Source organism: Mesorhizobium sp. M0340, from assembly GCF_040321535.1.
GTDB lineage: Bacteria > Pseudomonadota > Alphaproteobacteria > Rhizobiales > Rhizobiaceae > Mesorhizobium.
In genome coordinates this window covers 122,015-140,674 of sequence record NZ_JAMYRR010000011.1, presented here as the reverse complement: position 1 = coordinate 140,674, position 18,660 = coordinate 122,015, and the positions used below count along the sequence as shown (strand labels likewise).

The 18,660-nt window shown below is 64.1% G+C and carries 20 protein-coding genes; 3 read left to right on the top strand and 17 right to left on the bottom strand.

Annotation, left to right across the window (positions count from 1 at the left end; genetic code table 11):
* Positions 1-25 precede the first annotated feature (25 nt).
* Positions 26-424, top strand: coding sequence for a Cu(I)-responsive transcriptional regulator (cueR, locus tag NKI79_RS17755; protein WP_352803245.1), 399 nt, complete (start codon positions 26-28; stop codon positions 422-424).
* Positions 421-978, top strand: coding sequence for a cytochrome c (locus NKI79_RS17750; protein WP_352803139.1), 558 nt, complete (start codon positions 421-423; stop codon positions 976-978). The genes cueR and NKI79_RS17750 overlap by 4 nt, the downstream gene beginning before the upstream one ends.
* A 59-nt stretch (positions 979-1,037) precedes the next feature.
* On the opposite strand, the gene NKI79_RS17745 is transcribed toward NKI79_RS17750, so the two are convergent.
* The 9 genes from NKI79_RS17745 to NKI79_RS17705 form a co-directional block, all read right to left on the bottom strand.
* A complete protein-coding gene (locus NKI79_RS17745; protein ID WP_352803136.1) occupies positions 1,038-1,826 on the bottom strand; it encodes a sulfite exporter TauE/SafE family protein in 789 nt (262 codons plus the stop codon).
* Between the two features lie 113 nt (positions 1,827-1,939).
* Complete coding sequence (gene atzF, locus NKI79_RS17740) at positions 1,940-3,748, bottom strand: allophanate hydrolase (RefSeq protein WP_352803133.1); 1,809 nt, start codon at positions 3,746-3,748, stop codon at positions 1,940-1,942.
* Positions 3,745-4,095, bottom strand: coding sequence for a cupin domain-containing protein (locus NKI79_RS17735; protein ID WP_352803131.1), 351 nt, complete (start codon positions 4,093-4,095; stop codon positions 3,745-3,747). The genes atzF and NKI79_RS17735 overlap by 4 nt, the downstream gene beginning before the upstream one ends.
* On the bottom strand, positions 4,088-4,756 hold the full coding sequence (locus NKI79_RS17730; protein ID WP_352803128.1) for a cysteine hydrolase family protein: 669 nt from the start codon (positions 4,754-4,756) through the stop codon (positions 4,088-4,090). The genes NKI79_RS17735 and NKI79_RS17730 overlap by 8 nt, the downstream gene beginning before the upstream one ends.
* Positions 4,756-6,240, bottom strand: a complete 1,485-nt coding sequence (locus tag NKI79_RS17725) for an ABC transporter ATP-binding protein (RefSeq protein WP_352803242.1) — start codon at positions 6,238-6,240, stop codon at positions 4,756-4,758. Before NKI79_RS17725 ends, NKI79_RS17730 begins: the two co-directional genes overlap by 1 nt.
* Positions 6,241-6,292: 52 nt before the next feature.
* On the bottom strand, positions 6,293-6,994 hold the full coding sequence (gene biuH / locus NKI79_RS17720) for a biuret amidohydrolase (RefSeq protein ID WP_254819471.1): 702 nt from the start codon (positions 6,992-6,994) through the stop codon (positions 6,293-6,295).
* 14 nt (positions 6,995-7,008) lie between these two features.
* Complete coding sequence (locus tag NKI79_RS17715) at positions 7,009-7,935, bottom strand: ABC transporter permease (protein WP_352803121.1); 927 nt, start codon at positions 7,933-7,935, stop codon at positions 7,009-7,011.
* Positions 7,935-9,059, bottom strand: coding sequence for an ABC transporter permease (locus tag NKI79_RS17710; protein WP_352803118.1), 1,125 nt, complete (start codon positions 9,057-9,059; stop codon positions 7,935-7,937). The genes NKI79_RS17715 and NKI79_RS17710 overlap by 1 nt, the downstream gene beginning before the upstream one ends.
* A gap of 20 nt (positions 9,060-9,079) precedes the next feature.
* Positions 9,080-10,207 (bottom strand): BMP family ABC transporter substrate-binding protein, encoded by a 1,128-nt coding sequence (locus NKI79_RS17705; protein ID WP_254819474.1) that lies wholly within the window; start codon positions 10,205-10,207, stop codon positions 9,080-9,082.
* A 322-nt stretch (positions 10,208-10,529) separates the two neighbouring features.
* Here NKI79_RS17705 and NKI79_RS17700 point away from each other — a divergent pair, with 322 nt between their 5' ends.
* The gene (locus tag NKI79_RS17700) at positions 10,530-11,189 is read left to right on the top strand and encodes a GntR family transcriptional regulator (protein ID WP_352803240.1); all 660 of its coding nucleotides are present in this window, start codon (positions 10,530-10,532) and stop codon (positions 11,187-11,189) included.
* A gap of 98 nt (positions 11,190-11,287) precedes the next feature.
* Here the strand turns inward: NKI79_RS17700 and doeB are convergent, their stop codons facing one another.
* The 8 genes from doeB to ehuB form a co-directional block, all read right to left on the bottom strand.
* Positions 11,288-12,289, bottom strand: a complete 1,002-nt coding sequence (gene doeB, locus NKI79_RS17695; RefSeq protein WP_352803115.1) for a N(2)-acetyl-L-2,4-diaminobutanoate deacetylase DoeB — start codon at positions 12,287-12,289, stop codon at positions 11,288-11,290.
* Positions 12,290-12,294: 5 nt separating this feature from the next.
* The gene (gene doeA / locus NKI79_RS17690; protein ID WP_352803112.1) at positions 12,295-13,473 is read right to left on the bottom strand and encodes an ectoine hydrolase DoeA; all 1,179 of its coding nucleotides are present in this window, start codon (positions 13,471-13,473) and stop codon (positions 12,295-12,297) included.
* 38 nt (positions 13,474-13,511) lie between these two features.
* Positions 13,512-14,504, bottom strand: a complete 993-nt coding sequence (locus NKI79_RS17685) for a cyclodeaminase (RefSeq protein WP_352650393.1) — start codon at positions 14,502-14,504, stop codon at positions 13,512-13,514.
* Entirely contained in the window at positions 14,501-15,493 is a 993-nt protein-coding gene (gene eutB, locus NKI79_RS17680) for a hydroxyectoine utilization dehydratase EutB (RefSeq protein ID WP_352803108.1), read from the bottom strand. Before eutB ends, NKI79_RS17685 begins: the two co-directional genes overlap by 4 nt.
* A gap of 10 nt (positions 15,494-15,503) precedes the next feature.
* Entirely contained in the window at positions 15,504-16,277 is a 774-nt protein-coding gene (gene eutA / locus NKI79_RS17675) for an ectoine utilization protein EutA (RefSeq protein WP_352803106.1), read from the bottom strand.
* Positions 16,274-16,933, bottom strand: a complete 660-nt coding sequence (gene ehuD, locus NKI79_RS17670) for an ectoine/hydroxyectoine ABC transporter permease subunit EhuD (RefSeq protein ID WP_254819480.1) — start codon at positions 16,931-16,933, stop codon at positions 16,274-16,276. Before ehuD ends, eutA begins: the two co-directional genes overlap by 4 nt.
* 16 nt (positions 16,934-16,949) lie before the next feature.
* The gene (gene ehuC, locus NKI79_RS17665; RefSeq protein ID WP_254819481.1) at positions 16,950-17,609 is read right to left on the bottom strand and encodes an ectoine/hydroxyectoine ABC transporter permease subunit EhuC; all 660 of its coding nucleotides are present in this window, start codon (positions 17,607-17,609) and stop codon (positions 16,950-16,952) included.
* A gap of 186 nt (positions 17,610-17,795) precedes the next feature.
* On the bottom strand, positions 17,796-18,647 hold the full coding sequence (gene ehuB, locus NKI79_RS17660) for an ectoine/hydroxyectoine ABC transporter substrate-binding protein EhuB (RefSeq protein WP_352752735.1): 852 nt from the start codon (positions 18,645-18,647) through the stop codon (positions 17,796-17,798).
* Positions 18,648-18,660 lie beyond the last annotated feature (13 nt).

Below are 18,660 nucleotides of genomic sequence, written 5' to 3'. Positions count from 1 at the left end.
TCCTCCGACAAAGGAGATTTCCGCCATGAACATCGGCGTCGCATCCGAAAAATCCGGCCTGCCGGCCAAGACGATCCGCTACTACGAGGATATCGGTCTCTTGCACCCGGCCCGGACAGACAATGGCTATCGCGATTACTCGACGGCCGATATTCACCGGCTGCGCTTCCTGCAGCGCTCGCGAAGCCTGGGGTTTTCGGTCGACGAATGCCGTCAGTTGCTGTCGCTGTACCAGGACAGGGAACGTGACAGCGCCGACGTGAAGGCGATTGCGAATGCCAAGCTGGTGGAGATCGACAGGAAGATCGCCGAACTGGTCGGATTGCGCGGCTTGCTCCACCATCTGGTCAGTCACTGCCACGGCGACGAGCGGCCGGATTGCCCAATCATTGACGAGCTGGCGGGACAAGGCATGGCGCAGTGAGGTTCGCAGCTGCTGCAACAGTGCTGTCGCTTGCCTGCGTCTCTGGCGTACTCGCCGCCGCCCATTCGGACCGTGATGCGATCATCGAGGCTCGCCAGACCTCGATGAAGGAAATGGCCGAGGCGGCAAAGACGATCGCCGGGATGTTCGACGGCAAGCGGGCATACGACGCCGCAGCCTTCAAGGCGGCGGCCGAGACCATCCGCGCCCGCACCGGCCCTGCCTTGATTGCCGAATTCCCCAGCGCGACGTTGGGTGCGCCTTCAGGCGCCAAGCCGGATATCGACCCCGCCCGCGCGGAGTTCGAAGCACTGGCTCGTCATATCGGGACGCTGGCCCGCGCTCTGGCCTCCGACGCCGAGCAGGCGCCGCCGCGCATCACCGATGACATGAGAATGGGTTCCGGCCTGGCGATGGGCGGTGGCAGCCTGCTTGGCAAGCGGCCATCACTCGCGGAAGCCGATCCCACTAAATTGCCGGCGGAACACCTCCTGCACCTCATCTTGCAGGATTGCTCGAGCTGTCACTCGAAGTTCCGGCAAAGGGTCGAGTGATGGCCGGCTGGACGCCAGCCGGCAAGATTCGACCATCGGTCCTGGGTCAATTTCTGTGCCTAGTTGTGCCGCCAGATCTTGTATGCCGAAATGACCAGGATTGCGGCCAAGATTGGCAAGAGGACTTGCTCCGGCACAATGCCGAGCAGCAAGCCCCCGATGAACGTTCCGACAATTGAACCCGCTGCGATGACAAGCAAGAACGTCTTGTTCCTGCCGATCACTGAAAAGCTTTGATCCCGGCTGTAGCGGGTGAAGCCCACGAGCATGGTTGGCAAGCTCACCGCAAGCGACAGAGAGCCCGCCAGCTTAATATCGGCGCCGAACAGGAGAACCAGTGTCGGGATAAGAAGCTCGCCTCCTGCCACGCCTAGCAGAGATGCCACGATGCCGATTGCAAAGCCGGCAATGATGCCGGCGACGATCAGTGCCGCACCACTGAACAGCGGTTTGCCTGTCGCGCTCGGATCGTGACCAAAGACCAGAACGATAGCGATCAACACCAGCAAACCGGCAATCACCTTGTAGAGCGTTTGCGACCTCAATTTCGTTGCCCATCCTGCTCCGAACCAAGCGCCTAGAAGGCTGCCGGCCAACAGATTGAGTATGATCGGCCATTGCGCCGCGACGGAAGGCAGCGGCACCGCCGCCGCTCGGAACGGCAATGCCGTGGCGACGACGACCAAACTGGTCGCCTTGTTCAGGATCACAGCTTCGAGGGCGGCAAAGCGAAACAGGCCAATCAGGAACGGAAGGCGGAACTCTGCCCCGCCAAGCCCAATCAGTCCACCAAGCGAACCGACGCCAGTTCCAATGATAAAGGGAAAGATTCCACGTCGAATTGTCATCCGCCCATATGCTGCGAAGGCATCGAAGTTTTCAACCAGCGCGGCTTTATACGTTCCGCTCTGGATTACTCAGCAGTCCATTCGAAGTTCCGGCAAAAGGTCGAGTGATAGCGTCAGCTCCGCAGCTGCTGATCCGCCATGAAACTGCGCCAGCCGCCAAAATGCGAGATCTCCTTTGCATCGGTGAGGCCGGCACTTTCGACGAGGAAGCCTTTTGGCGACGTTCCATCGTCGAGCAGAAGCGTCCCGATGCCGAGCGGCGGCGGGATCGCGGCGACGAAGCGCCCGAAGGCTTGCGGCGAGAGCCGCCAGACTTCAACCTCGATCGCTGTCCCCTTGCCATTGCAGGTCCGCTCGAGCCCCGGTCGCGGCACCGACTGGCCGGCAAGCGCGTAAAGCCGGTAGAGCGGCGCCGTTCTCGCGGCCCGGGCGAACATTGCGCCGAGCTGCTGCAGCTGGCCGTTCAGCGCCATCCCCGACAGATGCGCGCCGACCACGGCCAGCTCGATCGTGCCTTCATCCACGTCCGCGCGAGCATTGCCACGCGGCGGCAGCGGCCAGCCGGTAGCGCCCAGCGAAAGGCCGCTTGCCGCATGCACGTCGCGCGCAAGCGACGCCGTCAGATGGTCCTTGCCCGCCGCGGCAAGCAAGGTGACGCTCATCGGCAAACCGTCGCTACGAGTTCCGCTCGGCACCGAAATGCCGCACATGTCGAGCAGATTGACGAAGTTGGTGTAGGTGCCGAGCCGGCTGTTGGTGACGATAGGGTCAGCCAACACCGCTTCAACCGTGTAATGCGTCGGCGCGGTCGGCACACAGAATAAGTCGACCGAGGCGATGACCGGCGCCAGCTTGGCCTTATAGCCTTGCAAGGCATAGAGCCCGTTGAAAGCGTCCGCCGCCGAAAGCTTTCGCGCACCGCCGATGATCTGCCGCGTCACCGGATGCATGGCCGCCTCGTTGGCTTCCATGAAGTCCTCGATCGCGGCGTAACGCTCCGCCACCCAGGCGCCCTCGTAAAGCAGATTGGCGGTGGCGTAGAAATCGCCGAACGGGATTTCGACCAGCCTGCAGCCCAGCTCTTCCAGCGCGGCAAGAGCGGCCTCGAAGCCCGCCTGCATCGCCTGGTCGCCGAAGAACGTCCAGTCGGCCCTGGCCGGTACGCCGACCGTCAGCACCGGCGGGCGCGCGGCAAGGGCCTGAATGGCGAAGTCGCGCGAATAGGGATCGGCGTTGTCCTTTGCCGCCGCGATCTCGAATACCCTGTAGGCGTCGTCGACGGTGAGCGCGAACACCGAGACGCAGTCGAGTGTCCGGCAGGCCGGCACGACGCCGGCGGCCGACAGCGCGCCGACGCTCGGCTTCAGCCCGACAATGTTGTTGAGGCCGGCGGGTATGCGCCCCGAGCCGGCGGTGTCGGTGCCGAGCGCGAACGAGACGATGCCGCGCGCCGTCGCCACGGCCGAGCCGCACGAAGAGCCGCCCGGCACCAGTTTTGCATCGATCGCGTTCCTCGGGATCGGATAGGGCGTGCGCACGCCGACGAGGCCGGTGGCGAACTGGTCGAGATTGCTCTTGCCGACGACCAGCGCGCCGGCGGCCTTGAGGCGTGCGACGACATTAGCGTCTTTTACCGGCAAGTAGGCATATTCCGCACATGCTGCCGTCGTCGGCATGCCGGCGACATCGATGTTGTCCTTGACCGCGAATGGTACGCCCCACAGCGGCTTTGCCACGGGGTCGAACGGGCCGAGCTTTTCTGCTTCGGCAAGCATCTCCGCCCTGCTCGCCAGATGAATGAAGATGCCCGGATCGTCGGCTGTCGCAAGCCGCGCATGGATCGTATCGATCACCTCGCCGATGCCGACGCCGGCCTGATAGGCGGCGTGCAAGCTCGCTATATCGAAGCGGATGTCGCTCATTTGGCCTCGTCCAGAATGACTACCGGCAGGTTCCACTGGATCAGTACGACGCAGCCGTCTTTTGTCCACACCGAATGCTCGGTTCCGACCGGGTTCAGGATCACGCTGCCCGCGGCATAATCGCCGTTCCCGTCGCTCTGTGTGCCTTCCAGCACGATGATCGTTTCCAGCCCGGCATGGCGATGACGCGGCACGCCGGCGCCCGCCCGGTAGTTCAGGATCGCCACCGACGGTTCCGTCGGTCCGCCGTTGAGCAGCCAATGCACTGTAATGCCATCGCGGAAACGCTCGAACGGCAGGTCGCGCCAGCCCCCTTGAATGAGAGCCCGGTATGCAATGTTAGGCATTGGAAATTCCCTCGAGCACCTGATCGGTCGTTGCGGTCCAGCCGACGATGGCGCCCTGCGCCCTGATCATGGCCAGCGCTGCCGCCTTGAACTCCGGAAAATAGCTCTCCGTCGCATCCTCGGCGAGCAGGCATTCATAGCCGCGGTCGTTGGCCTCGCGCATCGTCGTCTGCACGCAGACCTCCGTCGTCACTCCGGCAAAGACCAATTGCTGTGCGCCGAGCCGCTTTAGGTCGTCGCCGAAGCTGGTGGCATAGAACGCCCCCTTGCCGGGTTTTTCGATGACGATCTCGCCAGGCAGTGGCGCAAGTTCATCGAGGATCGCCGTTCCCGGCTCGCCGACGATCAGCACGCGACCCATTGGACCGACGTCGCCGATCCGGATCGATGGGTTGCCGCGGTTGCGCTTGGCCGGCGACAGATCCGAAAGGTCTGCCTTGTGGCACTCCATCGTGTGGATCACCGGCAGGCCGGCGGTGCGGAACCCCTCGATCAGCCTCTTCACCGTCGGCACAATCGCCGTGACCCGGCTGACGTCGTTGCCGAGGCTGGCGCCGAAGCCGCCCGGCTCGGCGAAATCGCGCTGCATGTCGATGACGACCAGCGCCATCGTCTCAGGCTTGAAGGCAAACGGAAACGGCAGCGCCTCGATCTCCGCCATCAATGATGTCCCGCCATGTGCTCGCCGATCGTCTGCACGCTCGCCTGCGCGATCGGCGTCTCGTAGACCAGCGCACCGTCGGACATGACGAAGATGCGGTCCGAAAGTTCAAGCAGTTCGTCGAGATCTTCCGACATCAAGAGCACCGCGGCGCCGGCATTGCGCGCCTTCATGATACGGGCGCGGATTTCGGCGACGGCGGAGAAGTCGAGGCCGAAGCACGGGTTGGAGACGATCAGAAGATCGACTTCGCCGGTCAGCTCGCGCGCCAGCACCGCGCGCTGCAAATTGCCGCCCGACAGCGACGAAATCGGCGAAGCGAGCGAGGCGGTCTTGACCTTGAACTGTTCAACCAGACGCGCCGCGTAGTCCCTGATCGCGCTCATCCTGATCCAGCTGACCGGCTTGCCGGCCTCGTCGAGGTCGAAGGTCCGGAAGGCCATATTTTCCGCGACCGTCATCTTCGGTGCGCAGGCATTGCGCAACGGTTCCTCCGGAATGAAGCGGACATTGAGCGTGCGCGCCTCGCTGCGGCTGGCGCCATAGGGCGAGCCCTTCACCAGAACGTGGCCGGCATTGCGCGCCCGCTGTCCGGCAAGGACTTCGAGAAACTCCTTCTGGCCGTTGCCGGAAATGCCGGCAATGCCGACGATCTCGCCGGACTTCACATCGAGCTCGCCGATGTCGATGGTTTTCAAGCCGGTGCGGTCGGGCGCCTTCAGCGACTTCACCGTCAGCACCTGCCGGGCTCCGGCCGGCACCGGAGCACGACTGTCGAGCGCTGAAATCGGCTGGTCGCCGATCATCATCGCCGCCATCTGCTTGTGGGAGAGTTCGGAGACCTTCCCGGTTCCGGTCAGCCTGCCCTTGCGCAGCACTGTGATGTCGTCGGCAAACGCCGTCACCTCGTGGAATTTATGCGAGATCATCAGCACCGTAAGGTCGCCGCTCCTTGTCATGTCGCGCACCAGCCCAAGCACCTCCTGCGCCTCGCCGGGAGTGAGCACCGAGGTCGGCTCGTCGAGCACCAGGAAACTGCGGCCGAGATAGAGCTGCTTGATGATTTCGAGCTTCTGCTTCTCGCCGGCCGCGAGTTCGGCCACCTTGACGTCGAGCGGCAGCTTGAACGGCATACGCTGCATGAATTGCGCAAGTGCGGCGCGCTCTTTGCGCCAGTCGATGACCCCGGGCACCTTCTCGCGCGAAATAACCAGATTCTCCGCGCCGGTCAGCGACGGGACGAGCGTGAAATGCTGATAGACCATGCCGAGCCCTAGCGCCGAAGCGTCCTTGGGACTGGCGATCGCGACCTCGCGGCCTTCGACCAGCATGTCGCCGGCGGTCGGGTGATAAAAACCCATCATGCATTTGACCAGCGTCGACTTGCCGGCACCGTTTTCGCCGAGCAGCGCATGGAACGATCCCGCCGGCACCTTTATCGAGACGTCGTCCAGCGCGGTGAAGGCGCCGAAGCGCATGGTCATGCCGATGGTCTCGACGCCGACGGCTTTCTTGGCTCCGCTCAAGATCGTGTCCTCACGGCAGCTGCGCGACGAAGGATGCCGAGTTCGACACCGCGCCGAACACGCCGCCCTGCATCTTGATCATCTTGATCGCGGCAAGATGGTTGCCGTAATCGGTCGCGCCGCAGCAATCCTCCAGCATCACGCATTCGAAGCCGCGATCGTTGGCCTCGCGCATCGTCGTGTGGACGCAGACATCGGTGGTGATGCCGGTCAGCACGATGTTTTCGATGCCGCGCTGGTGCAGGATCAGTTCGAGGTCGGTGGCGCAGAACGAGCCCTTGCCCGGCTTGTCGATGATCGGTTCGCCCACCGCCGGATAGAGGTCGGGGATGATGTCCCAGCCGGGTTCGCCGCGCACCAGGATGCGCCCGCATGGTCCGGGGTCGCCGATGCCGGCATTGATGCGGCGCGAGCGCCAGCGCTTGTTGGCCGGCAGGTCGGCGAGATCGGGCCGGTGGCCCTCGCGCGTGTGGATGATGGTGTAGCCCTTGGCCCGCATGGCTGCGAGCACCGACTTGATCGGCTCGATCGGCGCCCGCACCAGCGAAAGATCGTAGCCCATATGATCGACATAGCCGCCCGGCCCGCAGAAATCGGTCTGCATGTCGATGATGATCAGCGCCGTATTGTCTGGCCGCAGCTCGCCATTATAGGGCCATGGATAGGGATCGGCATCGATGTAGCGCTGGGTGATCTCGGCTCTGGCGTTCATCGGAAAAACTCCAGTTATTTGGTGATCGACAATTCGCCCGGCGCGCCGGCAAGCGAGCGGCTCGGCGACGAGGTGGCGATCATGATGATGAGCGTGAGGATGTAAGGCGCGGCGTAGAAGAGATAGTAGCCCTGCGTCACCCCGACCGATTGCAGTGCCGGGCCCAGCGCGCCCGCACCGCCGAACAATAGTGCCGCGGCAAAGCAGCCGAGCGGATTCCAGCGCGCGAAGATGACCAGCGCCACCGCCATCAGCCCCTGCCCCGACGAGATGCGTTCGGTCCAGCTGCCGGGATAGTAGAGCGACAGATAGGCGCCGCCGATGCCGGCGAGCGCACCGCCGACACCTGTCGCAAGCAGGCGCACGGTGTTGGGATTGAGGCCCATGGCGCGCGCCGCATCGGAGCTGTCCCCGACGACGCGCACGATCAGGCCGGCGCGCGTGTTGCGAAAGGCCCACCATAGGAACACGGCAAGTGCCGCACCAATCAGGAACAGGATGTTGACGCTGAGCGCCGCCTGCACCTGCGGAATATCCGACCAGCCACCGAAGGCGATGGCCGGCAGGTCTGGTGCCGAGGGCTGGATGAACGGCTTGCCGAAGAAGAAGGCGAGACCGGAGCCGAACAGCATCAGCGCGATACCGATGGCGATGTCGTTCACCCCGCGGAATTTGCAGATCCAGCCGTGGAACAGCCCGAAGCAAAGACCGGCACCTGCGGCAGCCAGCAGGCCGAGCCATGGCGAGCCGGTCGTCACCGCGACGGCGTAGGCGGTCATGGCACCGAAGACCAGCGTGCCTTCGAGGCCGAGATTGATGCGGCCGGAGCGCTCGGTGATGGCTTCGCCGAGCGAGACGAAGATAAAGGGCGTCGAAACGCGGATGGCGCCGCCGAGAATGGCGAGCGGCACGCCCCACAGGCCGATCTCGGCCGCGTCCATCAGGAGCCCCTCTTCCACAGATCGGGATTGAAGACCTTGAAGCGGCCGTAAAAAGTTTCGCTGAACAGGATGACGACGAAGAGCATGCCTTGCAGCACAAGCACGGTGGCGTCGGGGAGGTCCATGCGGCGCTGGATCAGCCCGCCGGAAGCGCCGATGCCGCCAAGCAGGAAAGCGACCGGGATGATGGCAAGCGGATTGTGGCGGGCGAGGAAGGCGACGAGGATGCCGGTATAGCCGTAGCCGGCGGCGAGCGAGGCGTTGGCGCTGCCTTGCACGGCGCCGACCTCCAGCATGCCGGCCAGCCCGGCAAAGCCGCCGGCGAGCCCGGTGAAGCCGACGATCAGCGGCCCGACGGCAAGCCCCTGCACCTGAGCTGCCCTGACATTGCCGCCGGCAATGCGGGCGGCAAACCCCCAACGCGTCTTTTCGATCAGCAGCCAGGACAGGACGCAGGCGACGATACCGAGGACAAGGCCCCAGTGCACGTCCATGCCTGGAATGTTGCCGATGCGGTAGGCATCCGCCAGCGGCTCGGTCGAGGGTTTGTTGAGCGAGGCCGGATCGCGCAGCGGCCCTTCGACCAGATGGTTCATCAGCGCGATGGCGATATAGGCCATCAGCAGGCTGGAGATGGTTTCGTTGACGGCGCGGTAGTGGCGGAGTGCGCCGACGGCACCGATCCAGATGCCGCCGGCGACCACGCCCGCCACGCCCATCAGCAGGATGACCAGAAAAGCCGGCGCGCCATTCACTGCCACGCCGATGGCGGCGGCGGCAACGCCGCCCAGCGCGATCGCGCCTTCGCCGCCGATGACGACGAGGCCGAGTCGTGCCGGCAGCGCCACGCAGAGCGCTGCCAATAAAAGCGGTGCTGCCCGCGACAGCGAGTTCTGGATGGAGAACCACGAGCCGAAGCCGCCACGCCACATCGTCTCGTAGAGCTGCACCGGCGATTTGCCGACCAGCGCTATGAACAAGCTGAACAGCGCCATGCCGACGATCAGCGCCGCGAGCGGTATGACGAAGGCTTCCGCCCGCCGCGCCGCCCATTCGAGCGCCGCCGGATAATTCCTGGCGCCAAACAGCGCCGGTGCGCCCGCAGTGCCGACCGTGTCTGCCATGGCCCCGTCTCCGATCCGGTTCAGGCGGTCGAACCGACGACGCCCTCGACCAGGTAGTCCATGCTTTCGAGTTCGAGCGCGGTCTCGACGAAGGCTTGGCCCTCCGTCGCGACGACGACGCCCTTGTTGCTCTTCAGCGGACCCTTGATGACGGAAAATCCGCCTTTCATCATTTCGGCCAGCGTGCCGTCGAACTGCTTGCGGGCGGCGTCGCCGACGGCGGGGCCGAGCGGGCTCATCTTGACGAAGCCGTCGGCCAGGCCGCCGCGCGTGAAATTGGGCAGCGGCGTGCCGGCCACCAGATCGTCGACGAACATCTTGTAGACCTTGGCCCAGTTCCATTCCGCGCCGGTCAGGTATTTTTCCGGCGCCAGCGGGCTCTGGTTGGCATGATAGCCGCAGACGAAGGCGCCACGCCCGGCCGCCGTCTCGACCACCACCTTGGGGCTGTCGACATGACAGGTGATGACGTCGGCACCCTGGTCGACCAGCGCATTCGCGGCCTCTGCCTCCTTGACCGCCAGCGACCACTCGCCGGTGAAGATCACCTGGCAGGTGATGGTCGGGTCGACCGAGCGCGCGCCGAGCAGGAAGGAATTGATGTTGAGCAGCACCTGCGGGATCGGCTTTGCCGCGACGAAGCCGAGCTTCTTGGTCTTGCTGGTGTGACCAGCGACGACGCCGTTCAGATACTGGCCCATGCCGATATAGCCGAAATAGGAGCCGGCATTCATCGGATGCTTGTCCTTGTTCCACATGCCACCGCAATGGCGGAACTGCACGTCGGGGAATTTCGCGCACATGGCCAGCATGTGCGGATCGAAATAGCCGAACGAGGTCGGGAAGATCAGCGACGCGCCGTCGAGATTGATCATCGATTCCATCGTCTTCTGGACGTCGACGGTCTCCGGCACGTTCTCCTCTTCGACCACGGAAATGCCTGCGATTCCCTTCAGCGTGGCAGCGCCTTCGGCATGCGCCTGGTTGTAGCCGTAATCGTCCTTTGGCCCGACATAGATGAAGCCGACCGTGGCCGTCGCGGCGAAGGCCCTGCTGATCGGAAACGACGCGGACGCAAGACTTAGTGCCGCTCCGACGGCGGAGGTCTTGAGCAGCTCGCGACGGCTAAGCATGAATCTCTCGGACATTGAATGCTCCCTCTATGGGGCCTTTGGGGCCGGTTAACACCTCAATGAAAGAAGTGTATGCAATCAGCGTGCCAGTTTCAGAAATTGGATTTATTCAGCAATATCAATGAGCGTGCCGATGTGGACTGCACAAAGCCGGAGCAATTGCATACACTTTTTGCCTTCAAAATCGCCAATTTGACATGAAGGCTAAAACATAGGCATACAGAGCTGCGGAGGAATCGAAGCCGGTGAGTGGCTTACGGCTCTAGCGAAAAGACTGGACGGAGGAGACGTGTCGGGAAAGCGCAATTTGATCAGGTCGGGCACGACCGTCGATCAGATGGTGAGGGCGATCAGCGATCGGATCGTCACCGGTTTCCTGCGCCCAGGCGAAAAGCTCGACGAGGCCTCGCTCGCCGCCCGCTTCGACGTCTCACGCACGCCGATCAGAGAAGCGCTCAGCCGGCTCAGCGCCATGGGACTGGTCGAAAGGCGGCCGAACCGCGGCGCCACCGTCGCCGTGGTGACGCAGGAGCACCTCGCCTCGATGTTCGAGAGCATGGCCGAGCTTGAAGCGATCTGCGCGCGCTTCTCGGCCGAGCGTATGACGGCGGGCGAGCGCCGCACGCTGGAGGCCGAGCACCAGGCCTCGGCGCGCTTGGTGCAGCTCGGAGCCGAAGAAGAGTATGAGCTTTTCAACACCCAATTCCACACCCGGCTCTATCGCGGCGCCCACAGCAAGCACATTTATGAACTGACCGTCATGACCCGCGGCCGCCTGGCGCCGTTCCGGCGCGCGCAATTCATGCTGCCTGGCCGGCTGGCCCAGTCGTGGCAGGAGCATGACGCCATCGTCACCGCAATCATGCGCGGCGACGGTACGGCCGCCGGAATAGCCGCCAAGGATCATGTCTCGATCGTCAGCGAGGCGAGCGCCGTCTTTGCCCTCGGCGATCGCCCCAAAGGCTCGGCCGAGCCGGTCCCGACATCGGCTTCCTAGAGCATTTTGCAGCCAAGGGAATCACTTGGCGTCGCAGAAAATGCGGCTAAACAAACAGATAGAGCGGGATGGCCGTTGAACGCATCCCGCTCTAGCCCTCAATCGACCAGCACGGCGACCACGGCAGCGCAGTCGCCGGCCTTGACCAGCCCCGGAAAATGCCGCGCCGCCAACAGACCGGACATTTTGGCCCGGATCTCCTGCGGCGCGCCGCCGGTGCGGCCTATGGAATGGATACGTGCCAGCACCTGGTTTTCTGCAACTGGCTCGCCGAGATCGATCATCGTTTCGATCATCCCGTCGTCCTCGGCGAACGAGAAGCAATCGCCGGACGGCATGTCGAGCCAGCAGGTTGGCTGCATCTCGACCGCGCCGGCGACGATGCCGGCATGGCGCAGCACGTTGAGCACGCCCCGACGGGCGATCCGCACCGTTTCTGCGCGCGAAGTCCCGCCGCCACCGAGCTCGGTTGTGATGAACAGCTTGCCCATATCCTCGGCGGCAGTGTCGAACATGCCGACCGCGTCGATCTCCAGCATCTTCATCGACCAGGGTGCGGAGAACGCTGCCACGGCAGCGAACCCCTTCGCTTCCAGCACCTTGTCAGGCCGGATGTGGGCGGCGCAGAACGGCACGAAGTCGAGCGTCTTGCCGCCGGAGTGGAAATCGAGCGCGATGTCCGTACGGGGCAGAAGCTCGCGCTGGAAATAATCGGCGATCTTCTCGGTCACCGTGCCGTCGGGCCGGCCGGGAAAGCTGCGGTTGAGATTGCCCTTGTCGATCGGCGAGGTGCGGGTGCCGGCGCGGAACGCCGGATAATTCATCGCCGGCACGATGATGACCGTGCCGCTGACTTGCTTCGGGTCGAGCGTACGGGCGAGGTCATAGAGCGCCAGCGGCCCCTCGTACTCGTCGCCATGATTGCCGCCGGTGAGCAATGCGCTCGGCCCCTTGCCGTTGCGGATGACGCAGATCGGGATCATCACCGATCCCCAGGCTGAATCGTCGCGGCTGTAAGGCAGGCGCAGGAAACCGTGCTGCACGCCGTCGCGCTCGAAATCGACGGTCGGCGTGATCGGTGACGGGCGAAGGCTGAACATCGGGCTCAATTCTTCACCACCAGTTTGCGCGGCACATTCGCCAGGCACTCGACGCCTGTCTCGGTGATCAGGATGGATTCGGTGATTTCCAAGCCCATCGTGTCAAGCCACAGGCCGGTCATGAAATGGAAGGTCATGCCGGGCTTCAACTCGGTGCGGTCGCCTGGGCGCAGGCTCATCGTGCGTTCGCCCCAGTCCGGCGGATAGCTAAGCCCGATCGGGTAGCCGGTGCGGTTGTCCTTGACGATGCCGTATCTCTTCAGCACCGCGAAGAAGGCGTTGGCGATGTCCTCGCATGTGTTGCCGGGCTTTGCGGCGGCAAGTCCCGCCTCCATGCCTTCCAGCGTCGCCTTTTCGGCGTCGAGGAACTCCTGCGTCGGCTTGCCGAGGAACACGGTGCGCGACAGCGGGCAGTGATAGCGGTTGTAGCAGCCGGCGATCTCGAAGAAGGTACCCTCGCCCGATTTCATCGGCCGGTCGTCCCAGGTCAGGTGCGGCGCCGATGCGTCGGCGCCCGACGGCAGCAGCGGCACGATCGCCGGATAGTCGCCGCCGACGCCGTCGACGCCGCGCGTGCCGGCATCGTAGATCTCGGCGACCAGGTCGCATTTGCGCATGCCGACTTCGATCTTGTCGACGATGCGCTGGTGCATCGCTTCGACGATGCGGGCGGCTTTGCGCATGTAGTCGATTTCGGTCGGGCTCTTCACCGCGCGCTGCCAGTTGACCAGCGCCGTGGCATCGACGAAGCGGGCATTGGGCAAGTGCTTCTGCAGCGATGCGAAGGCAGCGGCGGAGAACCAGTAATTATCCATCTCGACACCGATGCTGAGCTTCCCCCAGCCGCGATCGGAGAGCACGCCGGACAGAAAATCCATCGGATGGCGCTCGGTCGACTGCACGTAGTTGTCGGCATAGCCGACGATGTTGTCGTGCGCGAGATAGGCGGTGCGCTTGGCGCCGTTGGCGTCCTGGCCGCGCCCGTACCACACCGGCTCGCCCGACGGCGGCACGATGACGGCCTGGTGCACATAGAACGACCAGCCGTCATAGCCGGTCAGCCAGGCCATGTTGGACGGATCGCTGACAATCAGCAGATCGACGCCCTTGGCCTCCATCGCCTTCCGCGTCTTGGCGAGGCGCTCCGCATATTCGCCGCGCGAGAATTTCAAATTTGGCTGCATTGTTCTTGGTCCTCGTTTGTTGGGCCTTGCGGCCAGCATCAGCTTTCGAAAATCGTACCGGTCTTGGCCGCACGCGCCCGGTCGCGGGCGAGCGTGGCGATTGCCGTGTCCTGCACGCCTGTGCCCGTCAGATCGGCAATGGTGATGTCGCTGCCCGAGCGCCGCCCATGCCTTTCGCCGGCGATGATGTGGCCAAGCTCGGTGATTTCGGCATCGGCCGCCATCACGCCCGCCGCGATGGCATGGTGCAGTTCGCCCAGGCGCCGCGTCTGCTTGGCGCTGTCAGCGACGTAGAGATCGGCCATGCGCAGGATCGCCGGCGCGATCTCGTTCTTGTGCTCGGCATCCGAGCCCATGGCAGTGATATGCTGGCCGGCGGAGACGAAGCCGGGCTTGATCAGCGGCTCGGTCGACGGCGTCGTGGTGACGATGACGTCGGCATCGGCCGCAGCCTTTGCCGCGTCGGGCTCGGCGTGAACGGCGATGCCCAGTCTTTCGGACAATGCGTCTGCCGCAGCTTCGGCCTTGGCGGCATCCCTTGCCCAGATGCGGGCTTCCGTGATTGGCCGCACCAGCATCAGCGCCTCGAGCTGCAGTCCGGCCTGAACACCGGCGCCGAAGATCGCGGCAACGGAGGAGTCCGCCCGCGACAGATGTTTGGCGGCGACCGCGCCGGCGGCGGCGGTGCGGATGTCGGTGAGATAGCCATTGTCGAGCAGCAGCGCCTCGACCAATCCGGTTTTGGACGACAGCAGCACCATCATGCCGTTGACGCTGGGCAGGCCGAGCTTCGGATTGTCGAAGAAACCTGGGCTGATCTTGATCGCAAAACCGTCGATGCCCGGTACATAGGCGGTCTTGACGTCGACCTCGCCGCGATGCTCTGGAATGTCCAGCCGCAGGATCGGCGGCATCGCCACCGGTAAGGTAGCGAGCGCCCGGAACGCGTTCTCGACGCAGGCGACGGCATCAAGATCGAGCTTCACGATCTTGCGCAATTCAGCTTCGGTGAGGATCGTCATCCGGCTCATGCTGCGCTCTCCGCAATTGCTTCGCCGCAGATGATCTTGCGGTGCAGTGCCATGTCGATGTTGCGGCCGGACAGCACGAGCACCGTCGGGCCGCTCGCCCTGACCTTGCCGGCAAGCACGGCTGCGATGCCGACCGCGCCGGCGCCTTCGACGATCTCGCGCTCCTGTTCATAGGCATGGCGGATGCCGGTGGCGATCTCGTCCTCGCTGAGCAGGATCACATCGTCGAGCAAGTCGCGACACATCGAGAAGGTCAGCCGGTTGTCGAGGCCGATGCCGCCGCCGAGCGAGTCCGCCAGCGTCGGCAGTTCCTCGACCAGCACCGGATGCCCGGCGTCGAGGCTCGCCTTCATCGCCGCACCGCGCGCCATTGAAACGCCCATCACCTTCGTCGCCGGGCTGACGCCCTTGACGGCAGCGGCAACGCCCGCCGCCAGTCCACCGCCAGACAGCGGCACCAGCACAAGGGCGGCATCAGGAACCTGTTCGATGATCTCCAGCCCAAGCGTGCCTTGCCCGGCGACAATGGCAGGATGGTCGAAGGGCGGCAGCATGATCAGCCCGTCTTCCGCGACCAGCCGTTCGACCTCCCGCTGCGCATCGTCCTGGCTGTTGCCGACGATGCGGATCTCGGCGCCGAGCCGGCGGATCTCGTCCAGCTTGTTCTGCGGCACCAGCCGCGACATGCAGATCGTCGCGTGGATGCCTTGCAGTTGTGCGGCATAGGCAAGCGCCCGGCCGTGATTGCCGGTCGAGGCGGCGACGACGCCGCGCGCCTTCTCCTCTTCTGTCAGCGAAGCGATAGCGTTCGAGGCACCGCGCAGCTTGAAGGCGCCGGTGGTCTGCCGATGTTCGAGCTTGAGATAAACAGGAGCGTCCAAGTGCTGGGAAAGACTCCGGGAAGGAACGGCCGGCGTACGCTCGATCTTGTCTGCGATGCGCTCGCGCGCGGCGCGGATTTCGGGGAGGCTTATCTGGGAAGTGGTCATGGCTCATCAATCAGTTCAACGGCAGCGTCATCAGACGGCCGAATTCAGGGCGCGGCTCGTCGTCGTCGCAAAGCCGCAAGCAATTCCAGGCCGTCGCCTGGTTGCTGGTGACGACGGGGCGGCCGATAGCCTCTTCCATGCCGACAACTGCCGCCGCCGACCGCAGCGCCGTGCAGGACACGAACAGCGCGTCGGCCTGCGAGGCCATCCCATCGCGGACCAGATCGACCAAGGATTTCGGAGCAATCCGCGCCATCTCGCGATCATCCTCGAAGCCGAGGCAAGTAAAGCTGGCGATTTCGAATCCATGCTCGGTGAAATAGGTCGCCATCGGCCGGCTGGTCTCGACCGTATAAGGGGTGAGGATGCTGACCGTCCTGGCGCCCAGCGCCTTCAGGCCGCGCACCCCGGCCATCGGCGGCGTGACCACCGGCACGCCGGGCTTGGCGGCCTGCACCGCCGCCTCGATTTCGGCATCGCCGATCACGACCGAGGCCGAGGTGCAGGAATAGCAGATCGCGTCGAGCGGCTCGTCGGGCAGGATCAGGGCCGCCCCCGCCGTCAGTGACGGCTGCATCTTGCGCAAATTGTCCGGCGTCGTCGGGTTGGCGTAGGGGATGCGCGCGACATAGACGCCGATGCGGTCGCTTGCCACCATGCGGCGAAAATCCGGTTCGCTCGTATGGTCGGTGGCAAGGATGATCAGGCCGACCCGCTTTTCCAGCGGACGCGCATCGAGCGGCGGCCGGACCGAGCGCAGGCGGAGATCGGGTGCAGCGCTCATCGTTCGATCCGTCCATAACGGTGTTCCAGCCAGCGCAGCAGCACCACCGAGAACAGGCTGATGGCGAGGAAGAAGGCGCCGACCAAGGTGATCGGTTCGATATACCGATAATAGGTGTTGGCGACGCTCTTGGCCTGGTTCATCAGTTCCAGCACGGTGATCGCCGACAGCAGCGGCGTCTCTTTGAACATGGCGATGAAATAATTGGCAAGCGCCGGGATCATCGGCGGGATCGCCTGCGGAATGATGATGTGCGTCCAGGTCTGCGTGGCATTCAGATTGCAGGCCTTGGCCGCTTCCCATTGGCCGCGCGGCACATTGTCGATGCCGGCGCGGTAGACCTCGGCCGTGTAAGTGCCGTAATGCAGTCCGAGACCGATGACGCCCGCCACCAACGGCGGCAACAGGACGCCGAAATCCGGCAGCACGTAGAAGATGAAATAGAGCTGCACCAACAGCGGCGTGCCACGGATGAACTCGGCAACGAAACCGACGGTGCGCGACAGGGCCCGGTTCGGCGAACGGCGCGCCAACGCAATGCCCAGCCCGACGACGGCCGCCAGCACCGAGCCGAGCAGCGTCGCCAGGATGGTGATCTTCACCCCCTCGATCAGCGTCGGCAGGATTTGCCGGACAAAATCCCAATCCCATTCCATTAGCAGGCCCGATCAATCATACGCGCACCCCGTCGAGGCCACGAGCCATGCGGCGTTCCAGCGACCGCACGCCCCAGGAGATGAGCAGCGCCAGGACGAAATAGATGACGAGGATGGTGCTGAACGGCACCAGTGTATTGCCGGTCTGCGAGCGAACCACCTGCGCCTGGAAGGTCAGGTCTGCAAGCGAGATCAGCGAAACGACGGCGGTGGCCTTGAGCAGCTCGATGGCGTTGTTGCCGAAGGTCGGCAGCATCACCAAAAGCGCTTGCGGCAGGATGATATGGCGCATGGCTTGCCAGCGGCCGAGATTGAGCGCGGTGCAGGCCTCATATTGTTCGCGGCCGATCGACTTGATGGCGCCGCGCACGACTTCCGCCGCATAAGCGCCGACATTGAGGCCCAGCGCCAGCACGCCGGCCTGCAGCGGCGTCAGCGAAATGCCGGCGAAAGGCAGCACGAAATAGGCCCAGAACAGCTGCACGAAGATCGAGGTGCCGCGGAAGAACTCGATATAGGCGGTGGCCAGCGCGCGCAGCACGAAAAACCGCGACAGCCGCCCCAGCCCGGCAAGAAAGGCCATGACCAAGGCCAGCACCGACCCCATCAGCGTCAACTCGATGGTGACGAGTGCTCCTTGCAATATCAGGCCGAAATAACCGGACCATTGGGTCATTGGGTCGAGAGTTTCCGCATTGAATGTCCAGCGAGACGTTGGCTTCAGCCTCCTTCTCCCCGTTCACGGGAAAAAGATGCCGGCAGGCAGATGAGGGGCAGAGCCAGCTTGGCAGAACTTTGTGCTGCCCCTCATCCGGCCCTTCGGGCCTCCTTCTCTCCGTGAACGGGGAGAAGGAAGACCCGCCTATTTCGCCGAGCAGAGCTTGTCGCGGCTCGTCGACATTGCCGCCGCCGCCGAGAAGCCGTAAGGCTCGATGATCTTGGCGAACTCGCCGGACTTCTTCAGTTTCGCCAGCTCGACATCATAGGCGTCGCGCAGCGCTTCGTCGCCCTTCTTGAAGGCTGCGCCGTCGCAATAGACCGGCGCACCGACCACCGGCGCGATGACTTCGAGGTTCGGATCATTGGCTTTCTTGACCAGGTCGTTGATCGACAGCACGGGCAGTGAATAAGCATCGATGCGGCCGTCCTGCAGCATCTTCAGGCCGCTCTGGCCGTCCGGCACGACGATGACGCGCTCGCGCGGCACACCTGCGGTGAGCGCCAGCTTTTCCTCGGTGCCGCCACCCGGTGCGCCGATCGTCGCGCTGGTGTCCTTGGCGACGTCCTCGTAGCTCTTGAAGCCCTTCGGGTTGCCCTTCTTCACCAGCATCGCCTCGGCGTCGCACAGCACCGGTTCCGAATAGGCGACCGCAGCGCAACGTTCCGGCTTCATGAACAGGCCGGCGGTGACGACGTCGAAACGGCCGGCCTGCAAGCCGGGGATCATGGCGCCATATTCCGAGATCGAGGCGACGATATCGTTGACGCCAAGACGTTTGAAGATTTCACGGGCAACGTCAGGCGCCGCACCCGAAACCTTGCCGTCGGCAGCGACCGCCGTATAGGGCGGCTCGTTGGCGATAGCGACGCGGGCAAAGCCTTGCGCCTTGAGCTCTTCGAGCTTGCTGTCATCGGCCGAGCCGGACGTCGAGGCGGCCAGCACCGCCGCCAGCGCAATACCGGCGACGCCGGCCAAAATGGCAAATTTCTTCATTGTTCCCAACTCC